A 24,658-nucleotide genomic window follows, 5' to 3' on the forward strand; every position below is an offset into this window, starting at 1 on the left:
CAGCGTATCTTCCCAGAAATGGGAAGGCGTTAACCAGTTTCAAGAGGGCCGGCCCGGGCCGCCCTCCGTGCCTGTTTCAAGCCCTCATCGGCACACATAATAGAGGTTCATGATGTCGTGATCGAGGCGATGGGTGGTCACTTCGCCGAAGCCGGCATCCTTCAGCATGGCCAGCGCCAGTTCCTCGCCCCAGGCGGCGCCCAGGCCCTCACCGCCCTGGGCGAGCGAGACGGTCATGCAGTGCATGCAGCTGATCGCGTAGATGAAGGAGGCGAGCGGGCGCTCGATATTGTCGGCGACGTCGGAGGCCGAATCGATGTCCTGCATCAGATAGACGCCGCCGGGCTTCAACAAGCGCCGGATATTGGCGAGAACGGCCGCCGGATGCGCCTGATCGTGGACGGCGTCGAAGGTGAAGACGAGGTCGAAGCGAGCCTCGCCTGGAAGGTGAGTCGCGTCGGTGGCGATGAAATCGACATTGGCGAGCCCGGCCGCGACCGCCTCGCGGCTGGCGCTGTCGACCGCCTCGATGCTGAGGTCGTAACCGGTGAACCGGCTCCTGGGATAGAGCGCTGCCAGCCGGTTTAGCGCGCGGCCCGAGCCGCAGCCGATGTCGGCGACCGCGATCCCCGCCTCCAGCTGCGCCGCTAGGCCGGGCACCAGCGGCAGGATCGCCTCGTCCAGCGCGGCGACGACCGTCTGGGCGCTCTCCTCGGCCATCACCTCGTGGAAGCGGTCGAACGCTTCATAGGGAACGCCGCCGCCGGTGCGGAAGCAGTCGACAATTCGGTTCTCGACGCCGCCGAGCACGGCGACGAACTGGAACATCGCGGCCATGTTGCCGAGCGCGGCGTCGCGGCCGAGGAAGGCGCCATGCGCTTCGGGCAGGCTGTAGCGGCGGGTCGCGCGGTCGAACTCCACGATCCGGCCCGTCGTCATCGCGCCCAGCCATTCGCGGACGTAGCGCTCGTCGAGGCCGGCGGCATCGGCCAGCTCCCGGCTGGTCGCGGGCCCGCTGGCCTTCAGCGCCTCGAAAAGGCCGGTGCGGTGACCGATCGAGATCATCAGGCCGAGGGTCGCATGGTTGACCATGGTGACAAGTCGGCCCGAAAATTCCTCTTCCGCCGCGTCCATCGGCGCCGCGGGCTTGTCGAGCTGGGCCATCAAGCCTGTATTGTTGCACATATTCTGGTCCCTTTTCCGTTCGTGGCGAGAGATACGGCTCCCTAGGCGCCGGTCGTTGGCTCCACCGTTTGAGCCGGCGTTGGAATTTGCTACGGTCCCCGTGGGAACGGAGCGCTCAATGGCGGCACCGGGGCATCAGGAACGGATCGACGTCCGGCTGCTGGGCGAGCTGGCCCTCGTCCAGGGCGGCAAGATCCTCACGCTGCCGGCGTCGAAGAAGACCCGGGCCTTGTTCGTCTATCTTTTGCTGTGCGCCAAGGCCGTCCGGCGCGAGCGATTGTGCGAGCTGTTCTTCGACATCCCCGACGACCCGCGCGCCGCCCTGCGCTGGTCGCTGTCCAAGATCAGGACCACGCTCGGCCCCTTCGCCAGCGCGCTGAGCGCGAGCGGCGAGAGCGTCGCGCTCGACGGCACGCGCTTTTCGACCGACATCGACCGGCTCAAGCATGCGATCGACCGGCCCGATTCCCCGCCCGATCCGGGCGACGACGGTCTCGCCGAAAGCGCGATGGACCACGCCCTTCCCGGCCTCGATCTGGCCGGGCTCGACACGTACAATGCCTGGCTCGCCGCCGAGCGCGCCGAGATCGACCGCCTCCGCGGCCGCTTCCTCGCGCTCGCCGCGCGGCGCCGCGGTCTCACCCCGGAGCAGAGCCAGCGTTATGCGAGGGAGGCCGAGGCGCTCGCCTTCGACCCGCCGACGGAAGCGACGGCGGACGCCCCTCCGCTCGACCAGAAGGTTCATTACTGCCTCGCCCCCGACGGCGTCCGCATCGCTTATGCTTGCACCGGCGATGGCCCGCCGCTGGTCAAGGCCGCCAACTGGCTCAACCATCTGGAGCTCGACTGGAGCGGTCCCGTCTGGGGACGCCTCATCACCGAGCTTTCCCGCACCCACCTTCTCGTCCGCTACGACGAGCGCGGCAACGGCCTGTCCGACCGGGAAGTCGGGGATCTGAGCTTCGAAGCGTTCGTCCGCGACCTGGAGACCGTCGTCGACACGCTGGGGATAGAGCGCTTTCCGTTGCTCGGCATCAGCCAGGGATGCGCCGTCTCGATCGAATATGCGGCGCGCCACCCGGGCCGCGTCAGCCACCTGATCCTGCTCGGCGGCTATGCGGCCGGCTGGCGCCACATCGCCGACGCGGCCGAAGCGGCGCGGCGCGAGGCGGTCATCACCCTCGTCGCCCATGGCTGGGGCCAGGACAATCCCGTCTACCGCCAGATTTTCAGCCAGACCTTCATGCCGTCCGCCAGCCACGAGGAGATCGACTGGTTCAACGATTTCCAGCGCGCGACCGCCAGCCCGGAAAATGCCGTCCGCTTCCTCGAAGCCTTCGCCACCCTCGACGTTCGCCACCGGCTCGCCGACGTGAAGGCCCCGACCCTGGTCCTCCACGCCCGCGGCGACCAGCGGGTGCCGATCGCGCAGGGGATCGAGCTCGCTTCCCTCATCCCCGGCGCTTCGCTGGTCACGCTCGACACCGACAGCCATATCCCGCTCAGCCGCGAGCCGGCCACCACCCGGATCATCGAGTGCATCCAGGGATTCCTGCGCCACCCCGCCGAAAGCGGCCCCGTCCATCCCCGCCACTGGGCGCGCTGAGCCCCCGTCGTGGCGCAGCCTCGGCGCGGCGCCTTGGACTCTCCCGGCCGCACGCTTTATCCTCCCGGCCGTGCATCCACCTCGCCCCATCCTGCTCGCCACCCTGGCCGCGATGGCCCTGACCCCGCCGCTGCTCGCGCAATCGGCGGAAAAGCCGCTGGGCGAGATACTGGAATCGATCGAGGAAGCGAGCGAAGCGCCGGCCGCGCCACCGCGCGCGACCCCGGTCCCGATTGATGGCATCGGCACCACGGCGCTGCCGCCATCGCAAATCCAGCAATCCTTCGATCCGGTGGCCGATGACGGCGAGTTCGAGGCGGAGCCGGAGGCGGTGGTGCCGGAGCTGACCGAGGCGGAGCGCCTCGCTTTGTGGGAAGCGGCCGAGCGCGCCCGCCTCGACGCCCTCGACCGGGCGCGCGCCGAGCGGGCCGAGACCGCTCGGCTTGCCCGAGAAGCCGCTCTGGCCCGTCACGAGCGTCAACTCGCCGAGCGCGACGCCGCCATCGCCCGCGCGCAGGCGGATTACCAAGCGGCTCTTGAACGAACCCGCCTCCAGGCCGAGCGCGACCACGCCTTATGGGAAGCCCGCGTCCGCGCCTGCCGTTCCGGCGACCGCGACCAGTGCGCCCGGCCGGGTGAATATTGACCTCTGGCTAGAGGTTGAAATCCGACGAGGCCAGCGCGGTCAAATCCCCGCTGAGCGCGATCTGGAATTCGGCGCCGCTGTCGGCGTCGGTATTGCCGAGGATGACGGTCTCGTCGCTTCCCGCCAGATAGACGATGCGGAGCTGGCCGGGGGCGGTGAAGGCGGCGCCGGCGATCAGGGTGAAGGGGTTGTCCGCGCCGCCGGGGACGGCGTCGATCGCGGAGAGGTCGATGAGGTCTCCTCCTGGAGCGCCGGCGCGTTGGAAGTCGGTGATGAGGTCGCGCGCCGCACCGATGCCGGAATCCGAAGCGGCGAGGAAGACGAACGTGTCGGCGCCGCCCCGCCCGGTCAGCATGTCGGCGCCGCCGCTGCCAGCCAGGCGATTGGCGGCCTTGTTGCCGATCACTTCGTTGGCGAACTCGTTGCCGGCGAGATCGATGGCCCCGGCGTCGCCGGCGGCCGCCATAAGCTCGATCTCGATCGCCGTGGGCAAGACGAAGTCGGCACTTGCGAAAAGCCTGTCCTGGCCCCCGCCCGCACCTTCGAAAAGCAATTCATCGGCGACATTGTCGACATAATAAAGATCGTCGCCGAGGCCGCCGGCGAGGATGTCGTTGCCCGCGCCCCCGTCGAGCCTGTCATCGCCGTCCTGCCCGCTGAGCGAATCCCGCGCCGCGCCGCCCTTCAGGATATTGTTTCCGTTGGTGCCGAAGATCGTCTGCCCGAGATCGTTGCCGGTCAGGTTCAGCGGTTTGATTCCGGCCGCGCCAAGCAATGTTTCGACATGGACGCCGGGGGCGAGGACATAGCTGACGCTGGTCGTGAGGCGGTCGTGGCCTTCTCCGGACCGTTCGATAACCTGGTCGCCGACATTGTCGACGGTGTGGAAATCGTCACCCGCGCCGCCGTCGAGCCGATCGGCGCCGGATCCGCCGTCGAGCCGGTCGCTTCCGCCGTTGCCGAGCAGGATATCGACGCCGCCGCGTCCGGCGAGGCTGTTGTCGCCTTCATTGCCGATGATGCGGTTGGCGAAATCGTTGCCGGTAAGATCGATCGCGGCGGTGCCGGCGGCGCTGTCGGTCGATAATAGTTCGACCTCGGCGTTCCCGCCCAGCCTGTAGCTGACGCTCGCCAAGACGCGGTCGGCATTGCCCTGCCCCGCACGCTCGACGACAGTGTCGGCTTCATTGTCGACATAATGGAAATCGTCGCCGAGCCCACCGTCGCTCCGGTCGACGCCGATGCCGCCGATCAGGCGATCGTTCCCGGCCAGCCCCATCAGCGTGTCATCGCCGCCGCCGCCCGCAAGGCGGTTGACGCCGGCATTGCCGGTGATCCGGTTGGCGATGGCGTTGCCGGTGAGGTCGATGGCGGCGGTGGCGGCGGCGCGCGTGGTCGTCAGCAGCTCGATGTCGGCGTCGGCATCCAATGCATAATCGACGGCGGCAAGGACGCGGTCGGCCAGACCCTCGCCGGCGCGCTCGATCACCAGGTCCGCGCCATGGCCGACGAAATGCAGATCGTTGCCGAACCCGCCATCGGAACGGTCGGCGCCCGCGCCGCCGTCCAGCCGGTCATCGCCGTCACGTCCGTATAATTGATCGGCGCCGCCGCCTCCCGCGATCCGATTGGCGCCGGATTCGCCGCCCAATATGTCGCCGAATGCCGAGCCGGTCAGGTCTTCGACTTCGATATAGCGGTCGCGTTCCGCATTCCCGCCGAAGCCGTGAACATTCTCGTTGAACGACGTACTCACGTCCAGCAAGACGGCAACGGCCGCGACCGAGAAGCGATGATCGACCATGTCGACGCCGTCGCCGCCCTGGAAAAGCTCATCCTCTTCGCCGGGGCGAAACACGTCGTCCCCCTCTTCTCCCAGGATCGTGAATCTGGCCGTCCCCGGGCCGACCGTGCTGAGATCGATCAGATCGTCGCCGTCGCGAGCCGCGATGAGGAGCGTATCGTTCGAACGAAGCTGACGGATCGTGACGAGCGGGCCAAGACCGTCGATCGAGAAGGCCGATCCTGACCGGGCGGCCACAATCGCCTCGTTGGCGGTGCCGCCCCAAATCTCGATCGTGTCGCCGAAATCGCCAGCTTCCGCCCCGAGATCTATATCGACGCGGCCGAGCAGCCCGGTCGTCTGGCCATCGATGAAAATCCGGTCGGCGCCGCCGCCGGGGACGAAGTCGACCCGCTCGACACCCTCGAACGTGAGCCGCCCGGGGCCATCGCGTTCGACAAAATATCCCGTCCCGTCGAATCGCAGATACATAGTTTCGACCGCCATGGTCGTCCCCGTCCCGGTCACGATCGCCCGGTCGAACCCCGCGCCGCCGTCGAACCAGTCCTCGCCGTCGGCCACTCCCCAGCTATAGCGATCGCTGCCGTCGCCCAGCACGGCGTTATCATTGCCGGCGCGGCCTTCGACGAAATCATCGCCATCGTCGCCGAAAAGGACATCGTTACCGCTGCTTCCGATCAGGCTGTCGTCGCCGCCATTGCCGTGAAGCGAGATTCCCATCGGCCCCGAATAATCGGCCGCGGATATCCGATCGCCGCCCAGGCTGCCATGCATCTGGACCCGATCGTTGGCGCCCGCGAAATCGGCGAAAACGGTGCCCGACCCGAGCCCGGAAATGCTGGCCGTCGAGCCGCCGCCGATCGTCATTACATCATCCAGCCCGCCGCCGTGGAAGAACAGGACGTCCTGCCCAGCGTCGGCCACGATCTCATTGGGTGTGGGCGCCAGATTGATATAGACGAACGGGACGTCGCGTGTCGCGCCGGCGTAAAGGGTGATCTGGTCGTCGCCTCCGAGCGCATTGATGGTGACCGATTCGACGCTCGAGAAGTCGACCCCCGACGTGGCCGCGGCGGTGCTTAGCGAGCGCGCGTCACCGCCTTCATCGCTCATGAAGATGAAATCGTCGCCGGCGGTCGCCTCGAAGGTAAGCTGGTCGCTGCCCGCGCCGCCCGCGAGAAGGTCGCGCCCGTCGCCTTCGCGCCAGAAGTAGCGATCGTCACCAATGCCCATGTCGACCAGATCATCGCCGCCGCCGCCCGCCGCCACGTCGTTGCCGCCGCCGGCGTTGATCACGTCGACCTCGGCCGACGGCACCGATCCGGGCGGATCGACGGTGACGGTCGCGCTTACCGAACCGGGAGTGATCGATTCATTGGCGTCGGTGCCCGTGAAGGTGGCCATGGAATCTTCCTTTCGGTTAGCCGCCGGCTCCGGCCGGGGAACGATGAGGATGGTTCTTCGCGCGTGGGATGCGGCCGGGCGGGCCCGCGATGCGGGACAGCAGTCGAAGGACGTCAGGGCCGGCGCAAGTCGGCATGATCAACCTGCTTTCGACTTGGGCGGTAAAAGCCGCGCGAGCGCGGATTTTCATAAAGAAATTCACGATGCCTGTCGAATCGACCCGACACGGAAAAACGGGTCTTGCCGAGCGGGTCGCAATCCTGCGCGACATGGACCGGAGAGCGAAGATTCCAGCCTCGATCTCATTCCCGCTTCTCTAAATCCCCACCCTCCCTTAAGGCGCGCTGATGTTGAGACGCCTCTACGACTGGACCCTCGAAAAAGCCGCGCACCGCCATGCGGAGCGCTGGCTCGCCGCCATCTCGTTCATCGAATCGAGCTTCTTTCCAATACCGCCGGACGTGGTGCTCGGCCCGATGTGCCTGGCCCGCCCCGACAAGGCGTTCCGCTACGCGCTGATCTGCACGATCGCGTCGGTGGCCGGCGCTTTGCTCGGCTACGCCATCGGCATGTTCCTGTTCGATACGGTGGGCCAGTGGATCATCGGACTTTACGGCCTGGAGAAGGAATTCGCCGGCTTCGCCGACAGCTTCAACGATCAGGGCTGGGCCATCGTCCTCCTCGCCGGCTTCACGCCGCTGCCGTTCAAGGTCATCACCATCGCCGCCGGCGCGACGGGGCTCCCGCTCCACGTCCTCGTCATCGCGGCTATTCTCAGCCGCGCCGCCCGCTTCTTCCTCGTCGCCGCCTTGCTGTGGAAATTCGGTCCGCCGATGCAGCGTCTGATCGACAGGCATTTCGCGCTTCTCACCAGCCTGTTCGGCGTGCTGATGGTCGGCGGCTTCGTGGCGGTGAAATATCTGATATAAGGAGCCGATGCTCCTCGCTCTCCTGCTCGCCGCCGCCACGCCTTCGGTCGAGCAGCAGCGGATAAGCGACAATCTCCACCGCCTCGCCTTGCCTGCCGCGGGCATCGCCACCGTGGCCGAAGGGCAGGCCGCGCTCCTTGCCGAAGCCCGCGACGCCTGCGCCCCGTCCTTGCCGGCTTTCGGCTCCTTCACCCTCGACGGGGAGAGGTTCGAGCAGGAATTGTTCTGCCTGCCGCCGGGCGAGCCGGGCGACGATCGTCTCGCCGTCCTGGCCGGCAGCTATGCCTGGCTCGCCGCCAAGGATGGCGGCCGCTACGAGGAGGCCTGGGCGCTCCTGTCGGACCGGGTGAAGGGCGCGTCGCCTCTCGCCCAATGGCGGGCGGCGGCCGAGCGCTTCAACGACAGGGCCGGCCCCGTTCGCGGCCGCCAGGTGACGCGCATCAGCTTCTACCGGGATCCCCCCGACGCGCCCGAGCCGGGCCTCTACGCCGCCGCCGATTTCAGCGCGGATTTCGCCAACCTCGATTTCGTCTGCGGCTATCTCATGTGGCGCCTCGGCCCCGACGGCGTCTGGCGGCTCGTCCGGGAGGAACAGAATCTCGTGGGCAAGCAGGCCGCCGAGGACGTCACGAAGATCGACCGCCCGCGCCTGCGCGAGCAGATGGGGTGCCGGGACTAAGCCGCCCGCGCGAGGAACGCGGTTTCCCGTTCGATCCAGCTCTTGAAACTCGGCCGTTCCAGCATCCGATCGATGAAGGCGGCGAGCTTTGGCCGCCGCTCCAGCCCCAGGTCCAGGCCGAGATGCCGGAAATTGGCGAAGGGACTGGCGACCGCGATGTCGGCCAGGGTCAGCCGGTCCTCCACCAGCCAGCCGCTCTCGGGCAGCACCTTCTCGATATAATCGAGGATCGGCGGCAGCTCGTCGCGTTCCGCCTTGTCGGCGGCGGCCAGATCGCCGTCGCGCTTCAGGAAACGCGGCGCGACGACGCGGTTGAAGAACATCTTCGTCCCGCACGCCGCCAGGATGGTGTCGCCGAACTCCTCATACCAGATCGTCCGCGCCCGCGCTTTGGGCTCGGCCGGGATGAGCTCGGGCTCCGGCTTCAGGGCATCCAGATAGGCGATGATCGCGGTCGAATCGGAGATTCCGAAATCGCCGTCGCGCAACGCCGGGATCTTCCCGAACGGGCTCGCCTGCCTGAATTCGGGATCGTCCGAACCGAGCCCCAGCGGCCTTGTCTCCAGCTCGATATCCTTCTCGGCCGCGAAGGCCAGCACCTTGCGCACGAATGGCGACATCGAGGATCCATAGACGATCATTGGAGGCGCTCCCGAGCTGTTCGTGTCCCTATGAAACCCGCTTCCGCGTCCGGCAAGTCTGTTGACACGAAGGCCAAGGCGGTTATGCGGCAGTTGCGAATGATTTGCAGTTGCAGGGAGTTTTACGTGTACCGGTTCATGCTTTCCGCCACTTTCGGCCTGTGCCTGGCTCCCACCGCTTATGCCCAGGAGGTCATCCAGGAGGAAAGCCGGCAGGATGAAGGAAGCATCGTCGTTACCGCCATCCGCAGCGAGAAAACGCTTTCGACGATTCCTGCGCTCGTCACCATTATCGACGAGGAGGAGATCGAGCAGCAGCGCCTGATCGCGACCGACACCTCTTCGCTGCTCGCCAATCTCGTCCCCAGCTTCTCGCCCAGCCGGCAGAAGCTCTCCAGCTTCGGCGAATCCTTTCGCGGCCGCGATCCGCTCTATCTAATCGACGGCGTGCCCCAGTCCAATCCGCTGCGCAACGGATCGCGCGACGGCTACACGATCGACCTGATGGTGATAGAGCGGGTCGAGGTGATCAACGGCGCCAACGCCATCCAGGGCCTCGGCGCCACCGGCGGCATCGTCAATTTCGTGACCAAAAAGCCCGACCGTTCAGGAGAGTGGACGGTCGGCGTCGAAGCCGCGATCACCGCCGCCGACGGCTTTCGCGACGAAGGCTTCGAACATCGCGCCGGGGTGTATGCATCGAAGCGCTTCGGCGATTTCGATGTCCTCGGCTCGGCGAGCTACAACAAGCGCGGCCTCTTCTTCGACGGTGAGGGCCGGTCGATCGGCGTCGACGCGACCCAGGGCGATCTCGCCGATTCCACCCAGACGAACTTCTTCGGCAAGCTCGGCTGGGAGCCCAATTCCGTCCAGCGTCTCCAGTTCACGATCAACAAGTTCGACCTGGAGGGCGAGAGCGACTGGTCGAGCGTCCCGGGCGACCGCGCCATGGGCATCCCCGTCACCGCCCGACGGGGCGCGCCCGAAGGCGCGCCGCCGCTCAACGACGTCCTCACCATGTCGCTCGATTATACCCATCGCGACCTGCTCGGCGGCACCTTCACCGGCCAGCTCTACCGGCAGGATTTCAAGGCGACCTATGGCGGCGACCGCTTCGCTGTCTTCCAAGATCCCGCCATCGCCCCGGTCGGCACCTTGTTCGACCAGTCGCGCAACCTCTCCGAGAAACTCGGCGCACGCGCGACGCAGCGTTACACCGACATCGCCGGCACCGGCGCCGACATCATCGGGGGCATCGACTATCTGCGCGACACGACCAGCCAGGAGCTGATCCATACCGGCCGCTTCTGGGTACCGGAAACGACCTATGAGAATATCGCCCCCTTCCTCCAGGCCGACCTCCCCATCACCGGCCGCCTGACGTTCGCCGGCGGCATCCGATGGGAGAATGCGACCCTCAAGGTCGCCGATTACAACAGCATCGCCGGCAACCGGCCCGATCTGGTCGAAACCCCGGTGACGGGCGGCAGCCCCAGCTTCGACGAGCTGTTGTTCAACGGCTCGGCCATTTACGAACTGCTGGACGGAGTCAGCGCTTATGCCAGCTATTCGCAGGGCTATACCGTGCCGGACGTCGGCCGCGTGCTGCGCGCGGTCAAGGTCCCCGGCACCAATGTCGACGACCTGCTGACCCTGTCGCCGGTGATCGCCGACAATTACGAGGCCGGGCTCACCGTCCGCCGGGGCGCGTTCACCGCCCAGCTCGCTTATTTCATCTCGCAATCCGACCAGGGCTCCCGTCTCGTCGCCGACCAGGACGGCATCTTCAGCGTCGTCCGCCAGAAGACCCGGATCGAAGGGCTCGAGGCGACATTGGAGGCCGCGCTCGGCTCCGGTTTTCGCGCGGGCGGCAACCTCTCCATCCTCTCGGGCCGCGTCGATTCCGATGATGACGGCGCGCTCGACGCCGATCTCGACGCGATCAATATCGGCCCCAACCGCCTGAACCTTTATGCCGGATGGTCGAACGACGCCGTTTCGCTCCGCCTCCAGTCCGCCACTTTGTTCGACCGCGACTTCAAGGACGCCGCCGGCCTGAATGCGGTCGATTTCGAAGGTTATACCCTGTTCGACGCCTATGCGGGCTACAAGACTCGGTTCGGAACCGTCAGCTTCGCCATCCAGAATCTGGCCGACAAGCAATATATCACTTATTACGGCCAGGCCGGCTCCACTCTCGACGCCGACTATTTCGCCGGCCGCGGCCGCACCTTCACTCTGGGCTTCGCGACGGAATTCTGATGAACGTCCCATTCCGTCATTCCCGCGAAAGCGGGAATCCAGACAGAGGTCGCGCCAGGAGCGGAGGCCGTTCGGATTCCCGCGTTCGCGGGAATGACGGGAGGAAGAAGAAATCCCGCCTTCGCCCCGCTTTGCGCTGGCTCCACGCTACCCTCGGCCTTTTCGCCGCCTTGTATTTGCTGATGGCGGCGGCGACCGGCACGCTCCTTATATTCAAGAGCGAGATTCTGGCCCTCGCCCATCCCGAGCTCGGCGCCCTGCCCGCCGACACGATCGCCCGGGCCCAGCGTCTGTCCGCCAGCCTGGAGCCCGGCAGCTTCACCTCGATCAAATTCCCTGATGATACGCTCGGCGCCTTCATCGTCTATTTGCCGGATCACCGCACCGCCCTTTACGACCCGGCGAGCCTTGCCCCGCTCGACGATCGCTTCGGCCTCAACCGCGCGATGGACTGGCTGTTCGAGCTCCACCATTACATGCTCGCCGGCGAGACCGGAAAGCTGGTTTCCGGCGCGTTCGGCCTTGCCATCGCCGGGCTCGTTCTCATCGGCCTTTATCTCTGGTGGCCGTGGCGGCGCGGCTGGCGGTTATCCAACGCCCGCGCGAAGCGGCCGACCCGCGCGTCCTACCTTGCCGCCCACACCACGCTCGGCATCCTGATGGCACCGGCCCTGTTCCTGGCCGCCCTGTCCGGCGGCGCGATCGTGTTCCACGAACAGGCGAGCGCCCTCCTCACCGGGCTGCTGGGCAAGAAGGATCCGGCGGTCGAAACACCGGCGGCCGCCGGCCCTCTCGCGACCTTGGCCCGCACGCAATTTCCCGATGCCGCGCCGCGCCTCTACATTCCGGCGGCCAAACCCGGCGATGCCGTCACCCTGCGCCTCCGCCAGCCCGAGGAGCGCCATCCCAATGGCCGTTCCACCTTCAGCTGGGATCCGGCCACCGCGACAGCCACCGCCGCCACCAGCGAACCGGAATCGGGCGCCGGCAACCGCCTCTACAACCTCCTTTACCCGCTCCACACCGGCGTGCTGGGCGGCTTGCCGATGCGGCTCGCCTTTCTCGTCAGCGGCCTCATCGCTTTGTTCGCGGCCAGCCATGGCCTGCGCTCGTGGTTCGCCAAAAGGCGACGCCGCTAAAGTCCTTCCACGCCGCGGTCCCCCGCCTTAATGGCGGCCGATGCTCCGCGGCGCTTCCTCACACTCCCATCCCTGGCGCGCCGAGTTTCGCGCGACGATCCTCCTCGCTTATCCCCTCATCCTCACCAACCTCGCCCAGGCGGCGATCCATGCCACCGACATCATCCTCCTCGGCTGGGTCGGCCCGCGCGCGCTCGCCGCCGGCGCGCTCGGGGTCAATCTCGTCAACGCCTTCCTGATCTTCGGGACGGGCCTCGTCACCGCCTCGGCGCCGATGATGGCGCGCGAGCTCGGCCGGTTCCGCCACAGCGTCCGCGACGTCCGCCGCACCGTCCGCCAGGCGATGTGGGCAGCGGTCGCCATCGCAATCCCCTTCTGGCTGATCCTGTGGCAGGCGGAGGCGATCCTGCTCGCTTTCGGTCAGGATGCGGGCCTCTCCGCCGACGCGGCGCGCTTCGTCCGGGCGGTGATGTGGGGTTTGCTCCCCTTCTTCTTCTATCTGATTTTGAGGAGCTTCGTTTCCGCGCTCGAAAAGCCGATCTGGTCGCTGATCATTGGCGGCGGCGCGGTGCTGTTCAACGCGGCGATCAATTACTGCCTGATCTTCGGTGCGTTCGGCTTTCCCGAACTCGGCCTGCTCGGCGCGGGCATCGGCAGCGCCATCGCCAACCTCATCATGTTCGTCGGCATGGCCCTCGTGGTGACGCACCACAAAAGCTTCCGCCGCTACCGCCTGTTCGGCCGCTTCTGGCGCGCCGACTGGCCGCGTTTCGGCCAGATCTGGCGTCTCGGCCTGCCCATCGCCGTCACCCTGGCGCTGGAAGTCACCATCTTCAACGCCGCCGTGTTCCTGATGGGCCTCATTTCGACCGCCGCGCTTGCCGCCCACGCCATCGCCATCCAGATCGCGGCCTTGTCCTTCATGATCCCGCTCGGCCTCGCCCAGGCGGTGACGGTGCGCGTCGGTCTCGCCCATGGCCGGCGCGACCCCGCCGGCATCGCCCGCGCCGGCTGGACCAGCTTCGCGCTCGGCGAGGCCTTCATGCTGGCCATGGCCCTGGTCATGCTCGCCATGCCGCATTTCCTCGTCCACGCCTTCCTCGACGAAAGCGATCCACGGAACGCCGAGGTGATCGCGCTCGCCGTCTCCTTTCTCGCCGTCGCGGCCCTGTTCCAGATCGTCGACGGCGCCCAGGCGGTCGGCGCGGGCATGCTGCGCGGCCTCCACGACACGACCGTGCCGATGATCTACGCCGCGCTCGGCTATTGGGTGATCGGCCTCGGCACCGGCATATGGCTTGCCTTCGGCCTGGGCTGGGGCGGCATCGGCATCTGGATCGGCCTCGCTATCGGCCTTGCGGTAGTCGCAATGCTGATGGTCGCGCGCTGGGTGCGGCGGGAGCGCCTCGGCCTGCTGCAGCGATAGCTCGCAAGTCCCACGCGCGCGCCTTCCGGCTGTTGCGCCGTTGCATCAGCGATTCAGCATCGGTTCATCGACAAAATGTAACGACTCGTCGCAGTCCCCGCTTCGTGCTACAAGGGGGCAGGAGGAACGAGAGATGGTCCATTCGATCATTCACCGCACGGGCGAGAGCGGCTTCCCGCACGACCCCGCCATGCGCGGCTATCACGCACTCTATCGCCAGGGCGAGGTCAATCATTGCCCCGGCTGCGGCCGCTCGCACTGGCTGATCGGCCGCTTCTCCGCCGAGTGCGGCTTTTGCGCCACCGCGCTGGCGCTCGCCGATACCGGCCTGGTCGGCGCCGGTACCCACAGCCGCAATCGCGGACCTCGCTGGACCTACGCCGACGCGGCCTGACGGTTCAGCCCAGCGTCAGGCGGAGCTGCTATCGGCCTTCTCCATGGCGAAGCAGCATCTTGCCGCGGCCTTGCTGATGGCCGCTCTCCTCGCGCCCACTCCGGTCCTCGCCGCGCCGGATACGCCTGCCGAACCCGCCGAGCCAAAACTCCGCGCCGACGCCTTGTGGACCGACTGGAAGGCGATCAACCGCCAGTCGATTCAGGCCGAAACCCAGGCGCGTACCGCTCCCGCCCCTTCCCTCCGTCGCCGAAGCCAGGCCGAAGCGAGCGCGCTCGGCGCCCGTGTCGGCGAGGCGGTGGCCATCGGCGATTGTGCCGAGGGCGAGCGCCTTGCCCGCGAGGCCGCCGATTTCGCGCTTGTGGAGGCGGTCAGGGCGCATTGTGCGCCGCCGAAACCTTGACGGCAACCGTCCGCCGGCGCCCGTAGGTGCCGAGCCGCCACAGCCTTTCCATCGGTCCCTGCTCGAACCGCGCCAGCCACAGGTGCGAGAACAGGATCTGCCCGGCGAAGATGAGCAGGGCGAGACTGTAAAATTCCGCCGGCGCCAACCGCCCGACCAGCCCGAGGCCCACACCGTAGAACAAAGCGATTCCGAGCAGCGAATGGCTGAGATAATTCGTCAGTGCCATCCGTCCCGGCGCGACCAGCAGGCGGAGCGCTCCCTCGGCGTGACGCCACAGCAGCGCGAACCCCGCCGCGTAAGCCAGCCCCAGCGGCACCACGCCTATCGCGTTAAAGACATGGGCGAGGAAGATGCTCTGTGAATCCTCCTGCCAGAATCCGCCGCTCACCGCATAAGCCGCGTTGGCGGGCAGGCCGATCACCGCGCCCCAGATCGCCACCCGTCGCAGCAGCAGCCGGTCCTTGAGCAACCGCCCCTCCACCAGCCGCCGCCCGGCCCACAGGCCGATCAGCATGATCGCCAGCACCTTGGGGATGCGCCAGGTCATGAAGATCGTCCCGAACCGGTAGGGCCAGCCGCCCAGTACCCAAGCCCAATAGCCGCTCCACTCCTCGCGCTGCAGCCACGCCACCGGAGTCGCCGGCGCGCCGCCCAGCGCCGCGCCGATCCGGTCGCCCAGAGTGAAGAAGCCGAAATGCGGCGGAACCCCCAGCGCCTGCACAAGCAGCACGCCCGGGATCGGCACGAGCAACAGCAAAGCCGCCGTGCCGAGCAGCCTTCTGCCGCTCCACATCCGGAAGAGCGGCAAGGACAGCCCGAGCAGTGCGTAGAGCGTCAGGATGTCGCCGTCCCAGATCAGCACCATGTGGACGATGCCGATCGCCAGCAGCACCAGCAGCCGGCGCCGGTAGATCGCGACCCCATTCGCGCCCTTCGACTCCAGCCGCGCCAGTTGCAGCGCGAAGCCGAGGCCGAACAGGAACGAGAAGAGGGTGTAGAATTTACCGTCGATCAGCAGCAGGTGGAGGAAATCGGTCGCTTCTGTCCACGCCCCGCCCGCCAGCGCGGCCTTTTCGGGCGGTTTGATGAAGCTCCAGCCCGACCAATATTGAATATTGGCGAGGAGGATGCCGAGCAAAGCGAACCCGCGCAACGCATCCAGCACCGCGACCCGATCCACCGCCGGCCGCGCCGCCATTCGCTCTTGGTCCCCATCCTTCATGCGCGCGCCCCCACGGCCCTGAGCGAAGAAAGCGCCCATGGCTCCGCCAAGTCAATCACTCGCTGTGCCTGGCAGCGGCGCGTCCGGTTGCCTGGCCTCCAGCAGGCGACCGGCCTTCGCGTTTCCCGACACGGGTCGGCTTGCCTCCGCGTGCGACCCGTGTCAGCCTCCTGCCCAGTGCACCGCGTTGGGGAGGACCAATCCCATGAAGCCTGCCACTATATTGCTCGCCTGTGTCGGCCTCGCCGCCGGAGCGGCCGTCGCCCAGGAAGCGATGACCGACGATCGCCGGTCGCTGGAGCCTTTGTCCAGCTGGTGGATGTCGGACAGTCGATGTCAGATCGACGCCGGCTGGGACAATGGAGCCAGCGCCTGGATCATCGCCCATGACGATCATTTCGACCTCGAAATCTCCGACCCGACATGGCGCGACGTCCCACACGACGCCGAGGTCCGCGTCGATTTCGGCGAGAACGGACAACCCCCCTCGATCAAAGGCGTCAAGGCCCGAGGCTTCAACGGCGAGAAGGGATTCCAGAGCTATGTCGTCGCCGTCGACGAGGCCGTGCTCGATCGGATCGCGGCGATGACATCGATGGAGATGTATCGGGACGGCGAGCAACTGATCAGTCTCGATATGGCCGGTACGGCGGCGGCGGTCTCGGCGATGAGGGATTGCGCGCTTTCGCCCGTCATGATGGACAACGGCATGGGGATGGACATGAACATGACGATGGAAACCGACGCGAACATGGAGGGAGAATTGTCCGCCGAAGAGGCGGCCGCCGTGGAGAGTGCCCTGACCGCCGCAGACGCCGCCGCCGCCGCCGCGCTCGACGAGGAGCAGCCCGCCACGCCGCGGCAGTGATGCGCCGCTGCGCGGGTAAGGCGCCGATCCCTCTCCGAACCCGTCACCCGATCCGGTAATGATCGGCCAGCCGGTCGAGCGCGAGGCCCAGCACCAGCTTGCCCGCCCGCGCGGGCCAGCCCAGCGCCCGCTCGGCGTCGCGCATCCCCTCGCCGGCGCAGACGATCCGCCACAATATGTCGCCCAGGCCCGGACCGGCCGCCGCCGCCGCCGCGTCGAACCGGCGCTTCGCTGAAATCTGCGCGATCGTCGGGTCGTCGGGCCGGGGCGCTCCCCGCGCGACCTTCTCCATCGGCGGCGCATCCCATTTCATGGTGACGGACGGCGCCAGCAGGGCGCGCTCCCAGTCCGACCGCAGCCGTTCGCCGGCGTCGAACTGGCGTGCGCTCAGATGTCCCCGCGCCCTCAGCCACCCGAGCGGTGATTCCGCCAGATTGACGGTGACGGAGCGCACCGCGCGGCCCCGCCTGGGCGTGCCCGGAGGGTGGGACTTTCTTTCCTCACCGTCCGCCGGCACCGCTTGCTCGGCCAGCAACCTGTTCCGTCTCGGTCCCGCCACGCACATGCTCCCATCGAATCAAAGGAAAAGCTTGCCATCGAGGCGCGTCTGTAGGAAAGAGATATAACCGAACCGGTTCCAAAGAGGCACTTATGATTACCCGCATCCGCGAAGTCCGCCGCGCCCGCAAGATGACGCTCCAGGACGTTGCCGATCGGTGCACGCCGCCGACCACGCCGCAGACGATCGGCCGGCTCGAAACCGGGACGCGCACCGTCTCGGTGGGATGGCTCAACCGCATCGCGGCGGCGCTCGGCGTCGAGGCCGGCGATCTCGTCAAGCTGCCCGACCGCGAGGACATACCGGTCGCCGCGATCCTCGAATCGGACGGCGCCCACGCGCCGCGCCGCGAAGGCGTCGTCATCCCGCCGCAATCGGCGCCGGGCCTCGTCGCCATCATCGTCGCCGGCGGCGTCGGCGATTATCGCGGCGGCGACGAGATCTGGCTGAGCCGGATCGGGCCGGAGGCTTTCGGCCAGGCGATGAACCGCGACATCCTGCTCCCGCGCCCCGCCGGCCGCTTCCTGTTCGGACGGCTGATCGGCCGCGAAGAAGGCAAGTTGCACATCCTGCCGCTGGGCAGCGGGCAGCGGCAGCTCGTTGTCGCCGACCCGCCCTGGGCGGCGGTCGCCGTCAGGCTCATCCGCGCCCTTTGACGGAACGCCGGCGACAGGCGTCCGTTCTCCACCCGAAGTCCTGAACGAGGAGGTCCCGGCACATGGAAGACCAGAGCGAGGCGTCCCGCCTTTCCGCGAGCGGCTATGACGTCGCGCCGATCGGCGAGGCGGAGCGCGAGGATCTCGCCGGCGACCTGACGGCCGAGGAGCGCCAGGTCATCCTGAACCACGGCACCGAGGCGCCTTTCTGCGGCACCCTGCTCAACAACAAGGAGGGCGGGCTCTACGCCTGCCGGCTGTGCGGCCTGCCGCTGTTCCGCTCCGGCGCCAAGTTCGAGTCGGGCACCGGCTGGCCCAGCTTCACCGAGCCGTTCGATCCCGACCATGTCCGGGAGATACGCGACACCAGCCATGGCATGGTCCGCATCGAGGTGCGTTGCGCCCGCTGCGACGGGCATCTCGGCCATGTCTTCCCGGACGGCCCACCGCCGACCGGTCAGCGTTATTGCCTCAATTCCGTCTCGATGGAGTTCGTGCCCGAAGGCGAGCAGCCGCCCCGCCGCCTCGACCGGCAGGAAGCGCCGAGGGAATAGGGCGCCTTGTTCTTCCTCTTCTCCAACCGCCTCGGATGCATCGGTTCGGCCGCCGTGACCGTAATCGGCACGTTGATCCTGCTGGCGGTGCTGGGATGGATTTGAAGCCTTCTTCGGGGCTTCCTTCCTGGTGGGCGCTGACGGGCTCGAACCGCCGACCCTCTCGGTGTAAACGAGATGCTCTACCAACTGAGCTAAGCGCCCCTGTCCGGGAAATCGGCTTCTAGGAGCTTTGCCGGGACGGTCAAGGGGCCGGCGTCGGCCCCGCTCGACGCCTCCAGGAAGAACTTCTCGTCCCGGAATCGCGCGGGAAGGACCCGCTTCCGCGTTGACGCGGCTTGCAAAATCGGGACCGGCCCTTATCAGGTCGCGCGATAATCGGCCCGTGGGGGAATGAATGCGAGTTCTGGTCACCGGGGGGTGCGGCTTCGTCGGGCGCAACCTCGTCAAGCTGCTGTTGGCAAGGAATGTCGACGTGCGCGTGCTCGACAATCTGTCGGAGCAGGTACACGGCCCGGACGCGCGTCCCCCCATGGAGATCGAAGGCGCGGAGTTCGTGCGGGGCGACGTCCGCGACCGCGCCACCGTGGCGAGCGCGCTGGAGGGCGTCGATCGCATCGCCCACCTCGCCTGCCTGACCGGTGTCGGCCAGTCCATGTATGAGGTCGAGCGCTATACCGATGTCGGCGAGCGCGGCACCGCGACCCTGCTTCAGGCGATGGTCGATGCCGGCCGCTCGTTCGACCGGCTCGTCCTTTCCTCCTCGCGCGCCGTCTATGGCGAAGGCGAATATGAGTGCGGCGCCTGCGGCATCGTCAGCCCCTGGGGCCGCGCCGAGGCCGATTTGGCCCAGGGCAAATGGGAACCGGTCTGCGACGAATGCGGCGGGGCGCTGACCTCGGTCGGCACAACGGAGAAGGCCGCCAAGCTGCCCCAATCGGTCTACGCCGCCAACAAGCTGGCGCAGGAGAATCTGTGCCGCGCCACTTTGCCCGCTTACGGTACCAAGTTCGTCGCCTTGCGCTACTTCAACGTCTACGGCCCGGGGCAGAGCCTCAACGATCCCTATACCGGCATCCTCCCGGCCTTCCTGCGGCAGGTCGAAGCCGATGCGCCGATCCAGCTGTTCGAGGACGGGCTCGAAAGCCGCGACTTCGTCTATATCGACGACGTCGCCGCGGCCACCGCGCTGGCGCTGCTGGCGCCGGCCGAGCAGTTCCGCCACGACGCCTATAATGTGGGTACCGGCGACGGCGTGTCGGTCGCGCGGCTCGCCGAGACCATCCTTGCCGCCGCCGGCAAGAGCGTGCCGATGCGGGTGACCGGCGCCTATCGGGTCGGCGATGTCCGCCACGCCGTGGCCGATCCGAGCCGGATCAGGAACGATCTCGGCTTCGTCGCGGAAACCGGCATCGAGGCCGGCATCGAGAAATGGCTCGCCTGGGCGATGAACCAGTCGCGCGAGGAAGGCGCGGGCCTCAACGAGGAAGCCACCCGCCAGCTCCAGGAGCGCAACCTCTACCGCAGCGGCGCAAGCGGGGCCCCGGCCGCATGAAGATTTTGGTTCTCGCCACCTGCTTCGACCCCGAAGTCACCGCCTCGGCGCCCTTCACCACCGACCTTTGCGCCTACCTGGTGGAGCAGGGCCACGAAGTGACGGCGGTCGTCGCCTTCCCCCATTATCCGCAGTGGAAGAGGTTCGACGGCTATCGCGGCAAGTTCGTCCAGAAGGACGTGGTGCGCGGCATCAAGGTGCTCCGGGTGCCGAACTACATACCCGAGAACCCGACCAAGTTCCGCCGCATTGCCTATGACAGCTCGTTCGCGGCGACCTCATTCCTCGGCGCCCTCACCACCGGCAAGCCGGACATGATCCTCGCCATCTGCTCGCCGCTGCAGACGGGCGTGACGGCGGCGGCCCTGGGGAAGGTCTGGGGCGTGCCCTACGTCTTCCACGTCCAGGACCTGTTGCCCGAGGGCGCCGTCGCGCTCGGCATCATGCGCGAAGGCAAGGCGCTGAAGCTCGCCAACAAGATGGCGGATTTCGTCTACGACCATGCCGAGCATGTTTCGGTGATCGGTCACAAGTTGCTGGCCGGGGTCAAGGCGCACGGCGTCCCCGACAGCAAGCTCAGCTTCCTTCCCAACTGGGTCAATACCGACTGGGTGACACCGGGATCGCGCCTGTCGAAATTCCGCGAGGAAGCGGGCGCGACGCCCGAGGATTTCGTCGTCCTCTACGTCGGCAATTTCGGCGAGAAGCAGCAGATGGAGACGCTTGTTGAAGCAGCCGGGCTGCTGAAGGACGAGGCCGGGATCAAATTCGTGCTGGTCGGCGAAGGCAATCACCGCCACGTCGCCATCGAGCGGGCGAAGCAGCTCGGCCTCGACAACGTCACCTTCGTCGGCGTGCAGCCCCGCGCCAAGCTCCCCGACATGCTGGCGACCGCGGACCTGCTCGTCCTCCACCAGCGTCGCGAGGTCATCGACATGGTGATGCCGTCGAAGCTCATGTCCTACGGCGCCTCCGGGCGGCCGATCCTGGTGGCGGGCGTCGGCGAGAGCGAGGGCGCGCGCTTCATCGAGGAGGCCGATTGCGGGATGGTGGTGGAGCCGGAGCAGCCGGCCCTGCTCGCCGATGCGATCCGGACGCTGCGGGCGGACGAGGAAGGCCGCGCGCGGATGGGCCGCAACGCGCGCGCCTATATCGAGGAGCATTTCGTCGGCAGCAAGGTGCTCGCCAAGGCCGAGGCTTTGTTCACCCGCACGGTCGAGGGCTTCAGGGCGCGCAAGTCCGGCCGCGCGCCCGAAGCGCGACCGGCGGCAAGCGGGGGCGACTGATGCCGATCCTGCACATCATGCCCAAGCGTTTCGGCGACGAGCGCGGCTGGTTCAGCGAGACCTATAATGCCCGCAAGCTGGCCGGGCATGGCCTCGACATCGCCTTCGTTCAGGACAATCAGTCGATGTCGAGCGAGGTGGGCACCGTGCGCGGCCTCCATTTCCAGACGCCGCCCCACGCCCAGGCCAAGCTGGTGCGCTGCGTGAAGGGCGCCATCTGGGACGTGTTCGTCGACGTCCGCCGGGGCTCACCCACTTACGGGCAATCCTTCGGGGCAATCCTGTCGGCGGAGAATGGCCACCAGCTTTACGGCCCCGCCGGCTTCGCCCACGGCTTCGTGACCCTCGAACCGGACAGCGAGGTCTTCTACAAGGTCGACGGTTATTACGCGCCGGAATGCGATGGCGGCATTGCGTGGGACGATCCGGACCTCGCCCTGGACTGGCCGCTTCCCACTGGCGGACCCACGCTTTCCGCCAAGGACCGGGGTCTGCCGCGCCTGGCCGATTTCGATAGCCCCTTCTCCTATGACGGCACCCCTCTTGGACCCGTGGTGATCTCCTGATGATTGCAAGACGCATTCTCGTGACCGGCGGCGCCGGCTTCATCGGCTCGGCCATCGTCCGCCAGCTCGTGGCGGCGCCGGAAGGCCATCGGGTGATGAATGTCGATTGCCTGACCTATGCGGCGAACCCGCTCTCGCTGAACGACGTGGCCGGGAACGACCGCTATCGCTTCGAACAGGTGGACATTCGCGACGCCGCCCGCGTCCGGGCCCTGTTCGAGGATTTCAAGCCGGACCTCGTCATCCACTCGGCGGCCGAGAGCCACGTCGACCGCTCGATCGACGGGCCGGAAATCTTCGTCGAGACGAACGTCATGGGCACCGCCAATCTGCTGTTCGCGGCGCTCGGGCATTGGCGCGGGCTCGAGGGGGAGGCGAAGGACCGTTTCCGCTTCCTCCACGTCTCGACCGACGAGGTCTATGGCGATCTCGGCGCGGACGACGACGGCCCCGGCTTCTCCGAGGAAACGCCCTACGACCCTCGTTCGCTCTACTCCGCGTCGAAGGCGGGTTCCGACCATCTCGTCCGCGCCTGCTTCCACACGTACGGGCTGCCGATCCTGCTGACCAATTGCTCGAACAATTACGGGCCGTGCCAATTCCCCGAAAAGCTGATCCCGCTCATCATCATGAAGTGCCTCGCGGGCGAGCGTCTGCCGGTCTACGGCACGGGCGAGAATGTCCGCGACTGGCTCTATGTCGAGGATCATGTGTCGGCGCTGTGGGCGGTGGCGGAGCGCGGCGCGCCCGGCGAAACCTACATGATCGGCGGCTCGTCGCAGCGCCAGAATATCGAAGTGGTGCATCGGATATGCGACGCCCTGGACAGGATGCGACCGCGCGCCGGTGGTGCCCCCCACCGCGACCTCATCCAATTCGTCACCGACCGGCCGGGCCATGATTTCAAATATGGCGTCGACGCCTCGAAGATCCGCGCCGAATTGGGCTGGGAGCCGAGCCGCAGCTTCGAGGACGGCATCGAGGAGACGGTCGCCTGGTATCTCGCCAATGAGGATTGGTGGCGGCCGCTGCTCGAGCGCGGCGGCGTCGGCGAACGGCTGGGCCTCGCCGCGCTGAGCGGGGGACGGTGAGCCGCGCGCCGATCCTCGTCACCGGCGGCACCGGCCAGGTAGGGCACGGCCTGCGGCGGATCGGCGGGGCGGCGGGCGCGACGTTCGTGGCTCCAGGCCGCGCCGAACTCGACTTGGCCGATCCGGATTCGATCCGGCGGACGCTGGCCGGCGGCGACTGGTCGGCAATCATCAACTCCGGCGCCTATACGGCGGTCGACCGGGCGGAGAGTGATCGGGACAAGGCCTGGGCGGTCAACGCGGCCGCGCCCGCCATCCTCGCCGAGGAGTGCGCGGCACGGGGCATTCCTATGCTCCACGTCTCGACCGATTATGTGTTCGATGGGGCCAAGACGGACTTCTACGCGGAGGACGACCCCGTCGCCCCGCTCGGCGTCTATGGCGCGTCCAAGGAGGCGGGGGAGCGCGCCGTGCGCGAGGCGTGCCCACGCCACATCATCCTGCGCACCGCCTGGGTGGTAAGCCCCTGGGGCAATAATTTCGTCAAGACCATGATCCGCCTCGGCGCCGAGCGCGAGGAGCTCGGCATCGTCGCCGACCAGCATGGCTGCCCGACCAGCGCCGCCGACATCGCCGCGACCCTGGCAATTCTCGCCGCACGCCATGTCGAGGATGAGGGCGCGGCGACCGGCACCTATCATTTCGTCAATGCCGGCGAAGCGAACTGGCACGACCTCGCTTCGGCGGTGTTCGAGCATGAGGCGATGCGCGGGCGGCGCGTCCCCAGGGTGAAGCCGATCGCCACCAGCGACTATCCGACGCCGGCGCGGCGGCCGGCCAATTCGCGCCTCGCCACGCAGAAGATCGAGCGCGATTTCGGTATCAGCCCGAGGCCGTGGCGGAGCGCGCTCAACGACATATTGGACGAGCTCGACGCCGTCCGCGAGGGAAAGAAGGACGAGGCATGAAGGGGATAATCCTGGCGGGCGGCTCCGGCTCCAGGCTCGCGCCGGCGACGCTGGCGATCAGCAAGCAATTGCTGCCGGTCTATGACAAGCCGATGATCTACTACCCGTTCTCGACATTGCTGCTCGCCGGGATCAGGGACATCCTTCTCATCAGCACGCCCGAGCAGCTGCCCTTTTACGAGCGGCTGCTGGGCGACGGCGGCCGCTTCGGCGTGACCATCGCTTATGCCGAACAGCCGAAGCCCGAGGGGCTGGCCCAGGCCTTCCTCATCGGCGAGGAGTTCCTCGGCGGCGACGCGGCGGCTTTGATCCTCGGCGACAATATCTATTATGGCGCGGGCCTCGGCGGCCTCCTCGCTTCGGCCAGGGCCCGGACCCACGGCGCGACCGTGTTCAGCTACGAGGTCGAGAAGCCCAATGCCTATGGCGTGGTCGAGCTCGACGGGACCGGCCGGGCGGTGAGCATCGAGGAGAAGCCCGACCAGCCGAAATCGAACAAGGCGGTAACCGGCCTCTATTTCTACGACAATCGCGTGGTCGAGTTCGCCCGTCAGGTGAAGCCGTCCTGGCGCGGCGAGCTGGAAATCACCGATCTCAATCGCCGCTACATGGAATTGGGGGAGCTCCATGTCGAGCAGATGGGCCGCGGCTTCGCCTGGCTCGACACCGGCACTCCGGACGGTCTGATGGACGCCGCAGAACTGGTCCGCGTCGTCCAGCACCGCCAGGGCGTTCAGATCGCCTGTCCCGAGGAGATCGCGTTCGACCACGGCTTCATCGACCGCGACCAGCTTCGCGCGCAGGGCGAAGCGCTTCGGAACACCGCCTACGGCCAGTATCTGCTGAAGGTCGCCGGCCCGGCCTGAGGCCGC

General features: G+C 67.3%; 23 protein-coding genes and 1 tRNA gene. 18 read left to right on the top strand and 6 right to left on the bottom strand.

The features are described 5' to 3' along the window. Positions 1 to 84: 84 nt before the first annotated feature. Positions 85 to 1,185: a class I SAM-dependent methyltransferase gene (locus ACFQRC_RS10945; protein WP_379961116.1), complete on the bottom strand. Its 1,101-nt coding sequence runs from the start codon at positions 1,183 to 1,185 to the stop codon at positions 85 to 87. A gap of 118 nt (positions 1,186 to 1,303) precedes the next feature. Between ACFQRC_RS10945 and ACFQRC_RS10950 the strand changes: the two genes are divergently transcribed. Next, positions 1,304 to 2,791: an alpha/beta fold hydrolase gene (locus ACFQRC_RS10950; protein ID WP_379961118.1), complete on the top strand. Its 1,488-nt coding sequence runs from the start codon at positions 1,304 to 1,306 to the stop codon at positions 2,789 to 2,791. Between the two features lie 70 nt (positions 2,792 to 2,861). Beyond that, positions 2,862 to 3,437 (top strand): hypothetical protein, encoded by a 576-nt coding sequence (locus ACFQRC_RS10955; protein WP_379961120.1) that lies wholly within the window; start codon positions 2,862 to 2,864, stop codon positions 3,435 to 3,437. 7 nt (positions 3,438 to 3,444) lie between these two features. Here the strand turns inward: ACFQRC_RS10955 and ACFQRC_RS10960 are convergent, their stop codons facing one another. Continuing rightward, positions 3,445 to 6,645 (bottom strand): hypothetical protein, encoded by a 3,201-nt coding sequence (locus ACFQRC_RS10960; protein ID WP_379961122.1) that lies wholly within the window; start codon positions 6,643 to 6,645, stop codon positions 3,445 to 3,447. Between the two features lie 347 nt (positions 6,646 to 6,992). Here ACFQRC_RS10960 and ACFQRC_RS10965 point away from each other — a divergent pair, with 347 nt between their 5' ends. Next, on the top strand, positions 6,993 to 7,574 hold the full coding sequence (locus ACFQRC_RS10965) for a YqaA family protein (protein WP_379961124.1): 582 nt from the start codon (positions 6,993 to 6,995) through the stop codon (positions 7,572 to 7,574). 7 nt (positions 7,575 to 7,581) lie between these two features. Next, positions 7,582 to 8,253 (top strand): DUF4019 domain-containing protein, encoded by a 672-nt coding sequence (locus tag ACFQRC_RS10970; protein WP_379961126.1) that lies wholly within the window; start codon positions 7,582 to 7,584, stop codon positions 8,251 to 8,253. On the opposite strand, the gene ACFQRC_RS10975 is transcribed toward ACFQRC_RS10970, so the two are convergent. Then, complete coding sequence (locus ACFQRC_RS10975; protein ID WP_379961128.1) at positions 8,250 to 8,894, bottom strand: glutathione S-transferase family protein; 645 nt, start codon at positions 8,892 to 8,894, stop codon at positions 8,250 to 8,252. The genes ACFQRC_RS10970 and ACFQRC_RS10975 overlap by 4 nt on opposite strands. A gap of 126 nt (positions 8,895 to 9,020) precedes the next feature. Between ACFQRC_RS10975 and ACFQRC_RS10980 the strand changes: the two genes are divergently transcribed. The 5 genes from ACFQRC_RS10980 (at position 9,021) to ACFQRC_RS11000 (ending at position 14,518) form a co-directional block, all read left to right on the top strand. Then, positions 9,021 to 11,156: a TonB-dependent receptor gene (locus ACFQRC_RS10980; RefSeq protein WP_379961130.1), complete on the top strand. Its 2,136-nt coding sequence runs from the start codon at positions 9,021 to 9,023 to the stop codon at positions 11,154 to 11,156. After that, positions 11,156 to 12,295, top strand: coding sequence for a PepSY-associated TM helix domain-containing protein (locus ACFQRC_RS10985; protein WP_379961132.1), 1,140 nt, complete (start codon positions 11,156 to 11,158; stop codon positions 12,293 to 12,295). The genes ACFQRC_RS10980 and ACFQRC_RS10985 overlap by 1 nt, the downstream gene beginning before the upstream one ends. 40 nt (positions 12,296 to 12,335) lie before the next feature. Further along, entirely contained in the window at positions 12,336 to 13,721 is a 1,386-nt protein-coding gene (locus ACFQRC_RS10990; RefSeq protein ID WP_379961134.1) for an MATE family efflux transporter, read from the top strand. A gap of 133 nt (positions 13,722 to 13,854) precedes the next feature. After that, complete coding sequence (locus ACFQRC_RS10995) at positions 13,855 to 14,115, top strand: hypothetical protein (RefSeq protein WP_379961136.1); 261 nt, start codon at positions 13,855 to 13,857, stop codon at positions 14,113 to 14,115. 43 nt (positions 14,116 to 14,158) lie between these two features. After that, the gene (locus ACFQRC_RS11000) at positions 14,159 to 14,518 is read left to right on the top strand and encodes a hypothetical protein (protein ID WP_379961138.1); all 360 of its coding nucleotides are present in this window, start codon (positions 14,159 to 14,161) and stop codon (positions 14,516 to 14,518) included. Here the strand turns inward: ACFQRC_RS11000 and ACFQRC_RS11005 are convergent. Then, positions 14,487 to 15,719: a DUF418 domain-containing protein gene (locus ACFQRC_RS11005; RefSeq protein WP_379961140.1), complete on the bottom strand. Its 1,233-nt coding sequence runs from the start codon at positions 15,717 to 15,719 to the stop codon at positions 14,487 to 14,489. The genes ACFQRC_RS11000 and ACFQRC_RS11005 overlap by 32 nt on opposite strands. 229 nt (positions 15,720 to 15,948) lie before the next feature. Here ACFQRC_RS11005 and ACFQRC_RS11010 point away from each other — a divergent pair, with 229 nt between their 5' ends. Beyond that, the gene (locus ACFQRC_RS11010) at positions 15,949 to 16,611 is read left to right on the top strand and encodes a hypothetical protein (RefSeq protein ID WP_379961142.1); all 663 of its coding nucleotides are present in this window, start codon (positions 15,949 to 15,951) and stop codon (positions 16,609 to 16,611) included. Between the two features lie 43 nt (positions 16,612 to 16,654). On the opposite strand, the gene ACFQRC_RS11015 is transcribed toward ACFQRC_RS11010, so the two are convergent. Beyond that, the gene (locus ACFQRC_RS11015; RefSeq protein ID WP_379961144.1) at positions 16,655 to 17,170 is read right to left on the bottom strand and encodes a DUF6456 domain-containing protein; all 516 of its coding nucleotides are present in this window, start codon (positions 17,168 to 17,170) and stop codon (positions 16,655 to 16,657) included. Positions 17,171 to 17,262: 92 nt separating this feature from the next. Between ACFQRC_RS11015 and ACFQRC_RS11020 the strand changes: the two genes are divergently transcribed. Together ACFQRC_RS11020 and msrB are read left to right on the top strand one after the other, a co-directional pair. Further along, on the top strand, positions 17,263 to 17,826 hold the full coding sequence (locus tag ACFQRC_RS11020) for a helix-turn-helix domain-containing protein (RefSeq protein WP_379961146.1): 564 nt from the start codon (positions 17,263 to 17,265) through the stop codon (positions 17,824 to 17,826). A 62-nt stretch (positions 17,827 to 17,888) separates the two neighbouring features. Further along, complete coding sequence (msrB, locus tag ACFQRC_RS11025; protein WP_379961148.1) at positions 17,889 to 18,380, top strand: peptide-methionine (R)-S-oxide reductase MsrB; 492 nt, start codon at positions 17,889 to 17,891, stop codon at positions 18,378 to 18,380. Positions 18,381 to 18,508: 128 nt separating this feature from the next. Here the strand turns inward: msrB and ACFQRC_RS11030 are convergent. Next, positions 18,509 to 18,584: transfer RNA gene (locus tag ACFQRC_RS11030), tRNA-Val, on the bottom strand. Positions 18,585 to 18,777: 193 nt separating this feature from the next. On the opposite strand from ACFQRC_RS11030, the gene ACFQRC_RS11035 reads away from it, so the two are divergent. Genes ACFQRC_RS11035 through rfbA form a run of 6 tightly spaced genes read left to right on the top strand, consistent with a single transcriptional unit; the run spans position 18,778 to position 24,652 of the window. Continuing rightward, entirely contained in the window at positions 18,778 to 19,935 is a 1,158-nt protein-coding gene (locus ACFQRC_RS11035) for an NAD-dependent epimerase/dehydratase family protein (RefSeq protein WP_379961150.1), read from the top strand. Then, positions 19,932 to 21,221: a glycosyltransferase family 4 protein gene (locus ACFQRC_RS11040; RefSeq protein WP_379961152.1), complete on the top strand. Its 1,290-nt coding sequence runs from the start codon at positions 19,932 to 19,934 to the stop codon at positions 21,219 to 21,221. The genes ACFQRC_RS11035 and ACFQRC_RS11040 overlap by 4 nt, the downstream gene beginning before the upstream one ends. Continuing rightward, complete coding sequence (rfbC, locus tag ACFQRC_RS11045) at positions 21,221 to 21,787, top strand: dTDP-4-dehydrorhamnose 3,5-epimerase (RefSeq protein WP_379961154.1); 567 nt, start codon at positions 21,221 to 21,223, stop codon at positions 21,785 to 21,787. Before ACFQRC_RS11040 ends, rfbC begins: the two co-directional genes overlap by 1 nt. Next, on the top strand, positions 21,787 to 22,878 hold the full coding sequence (gene rfbB, locus ACFQRC_RS11050; RefSeq protein WP_379961156.1) for a dTDP-glucose 4,6-dehydratase: 1,092 nt from the start codon (positions 21,787 to 21,789) through the stop codon (positions 22,876 to 22,878). The genes rfbC and rfbB overlap by 1 nt, the downstream gene beginning before the upstream one ends. Beyond that, positions 22,875 to 23,786, top strand: a complete 912-nt coding sequence (gene rfbD, locus ACFQRC_RS11055; protein ID WP_379961158.1) for a dTDP-4-dehydrorhamnose reductase — start codon at positions 22,875 to 22,877, stop codon at positions 23,784 to 23,786. The genes rfbB and rfbD overlap by 4 nt, the downstream gene beginning before the upstream one ends. Further along, entirely contained in the window at positions 23,783 to 24,652 is an 870-nt protein-coding gene (gene rfbA, locus ACFQRC_RS11060) for a glucose-1-phosphate thymidylyltransferase RfbA (protein ID WP_379961160.1), read from the top strand. The genes rfbD and rfbA overlap by 4 nt, the downstream gene beginning before the upstream one ends. Positions 24,653 to 24,658: the final 6 nt, after the last annotated feature.

Source organism: Enterovirga sp. GCM10030262 (genome assembly GCF_042666435.1).
In the GTDB taxonomy this organism is placed as follows: Bacteria; Pseudomonadota; Alphaproteobacteria; order Sphingomonadales; family Sphingomonadaceae; genus Allosphingosinicella.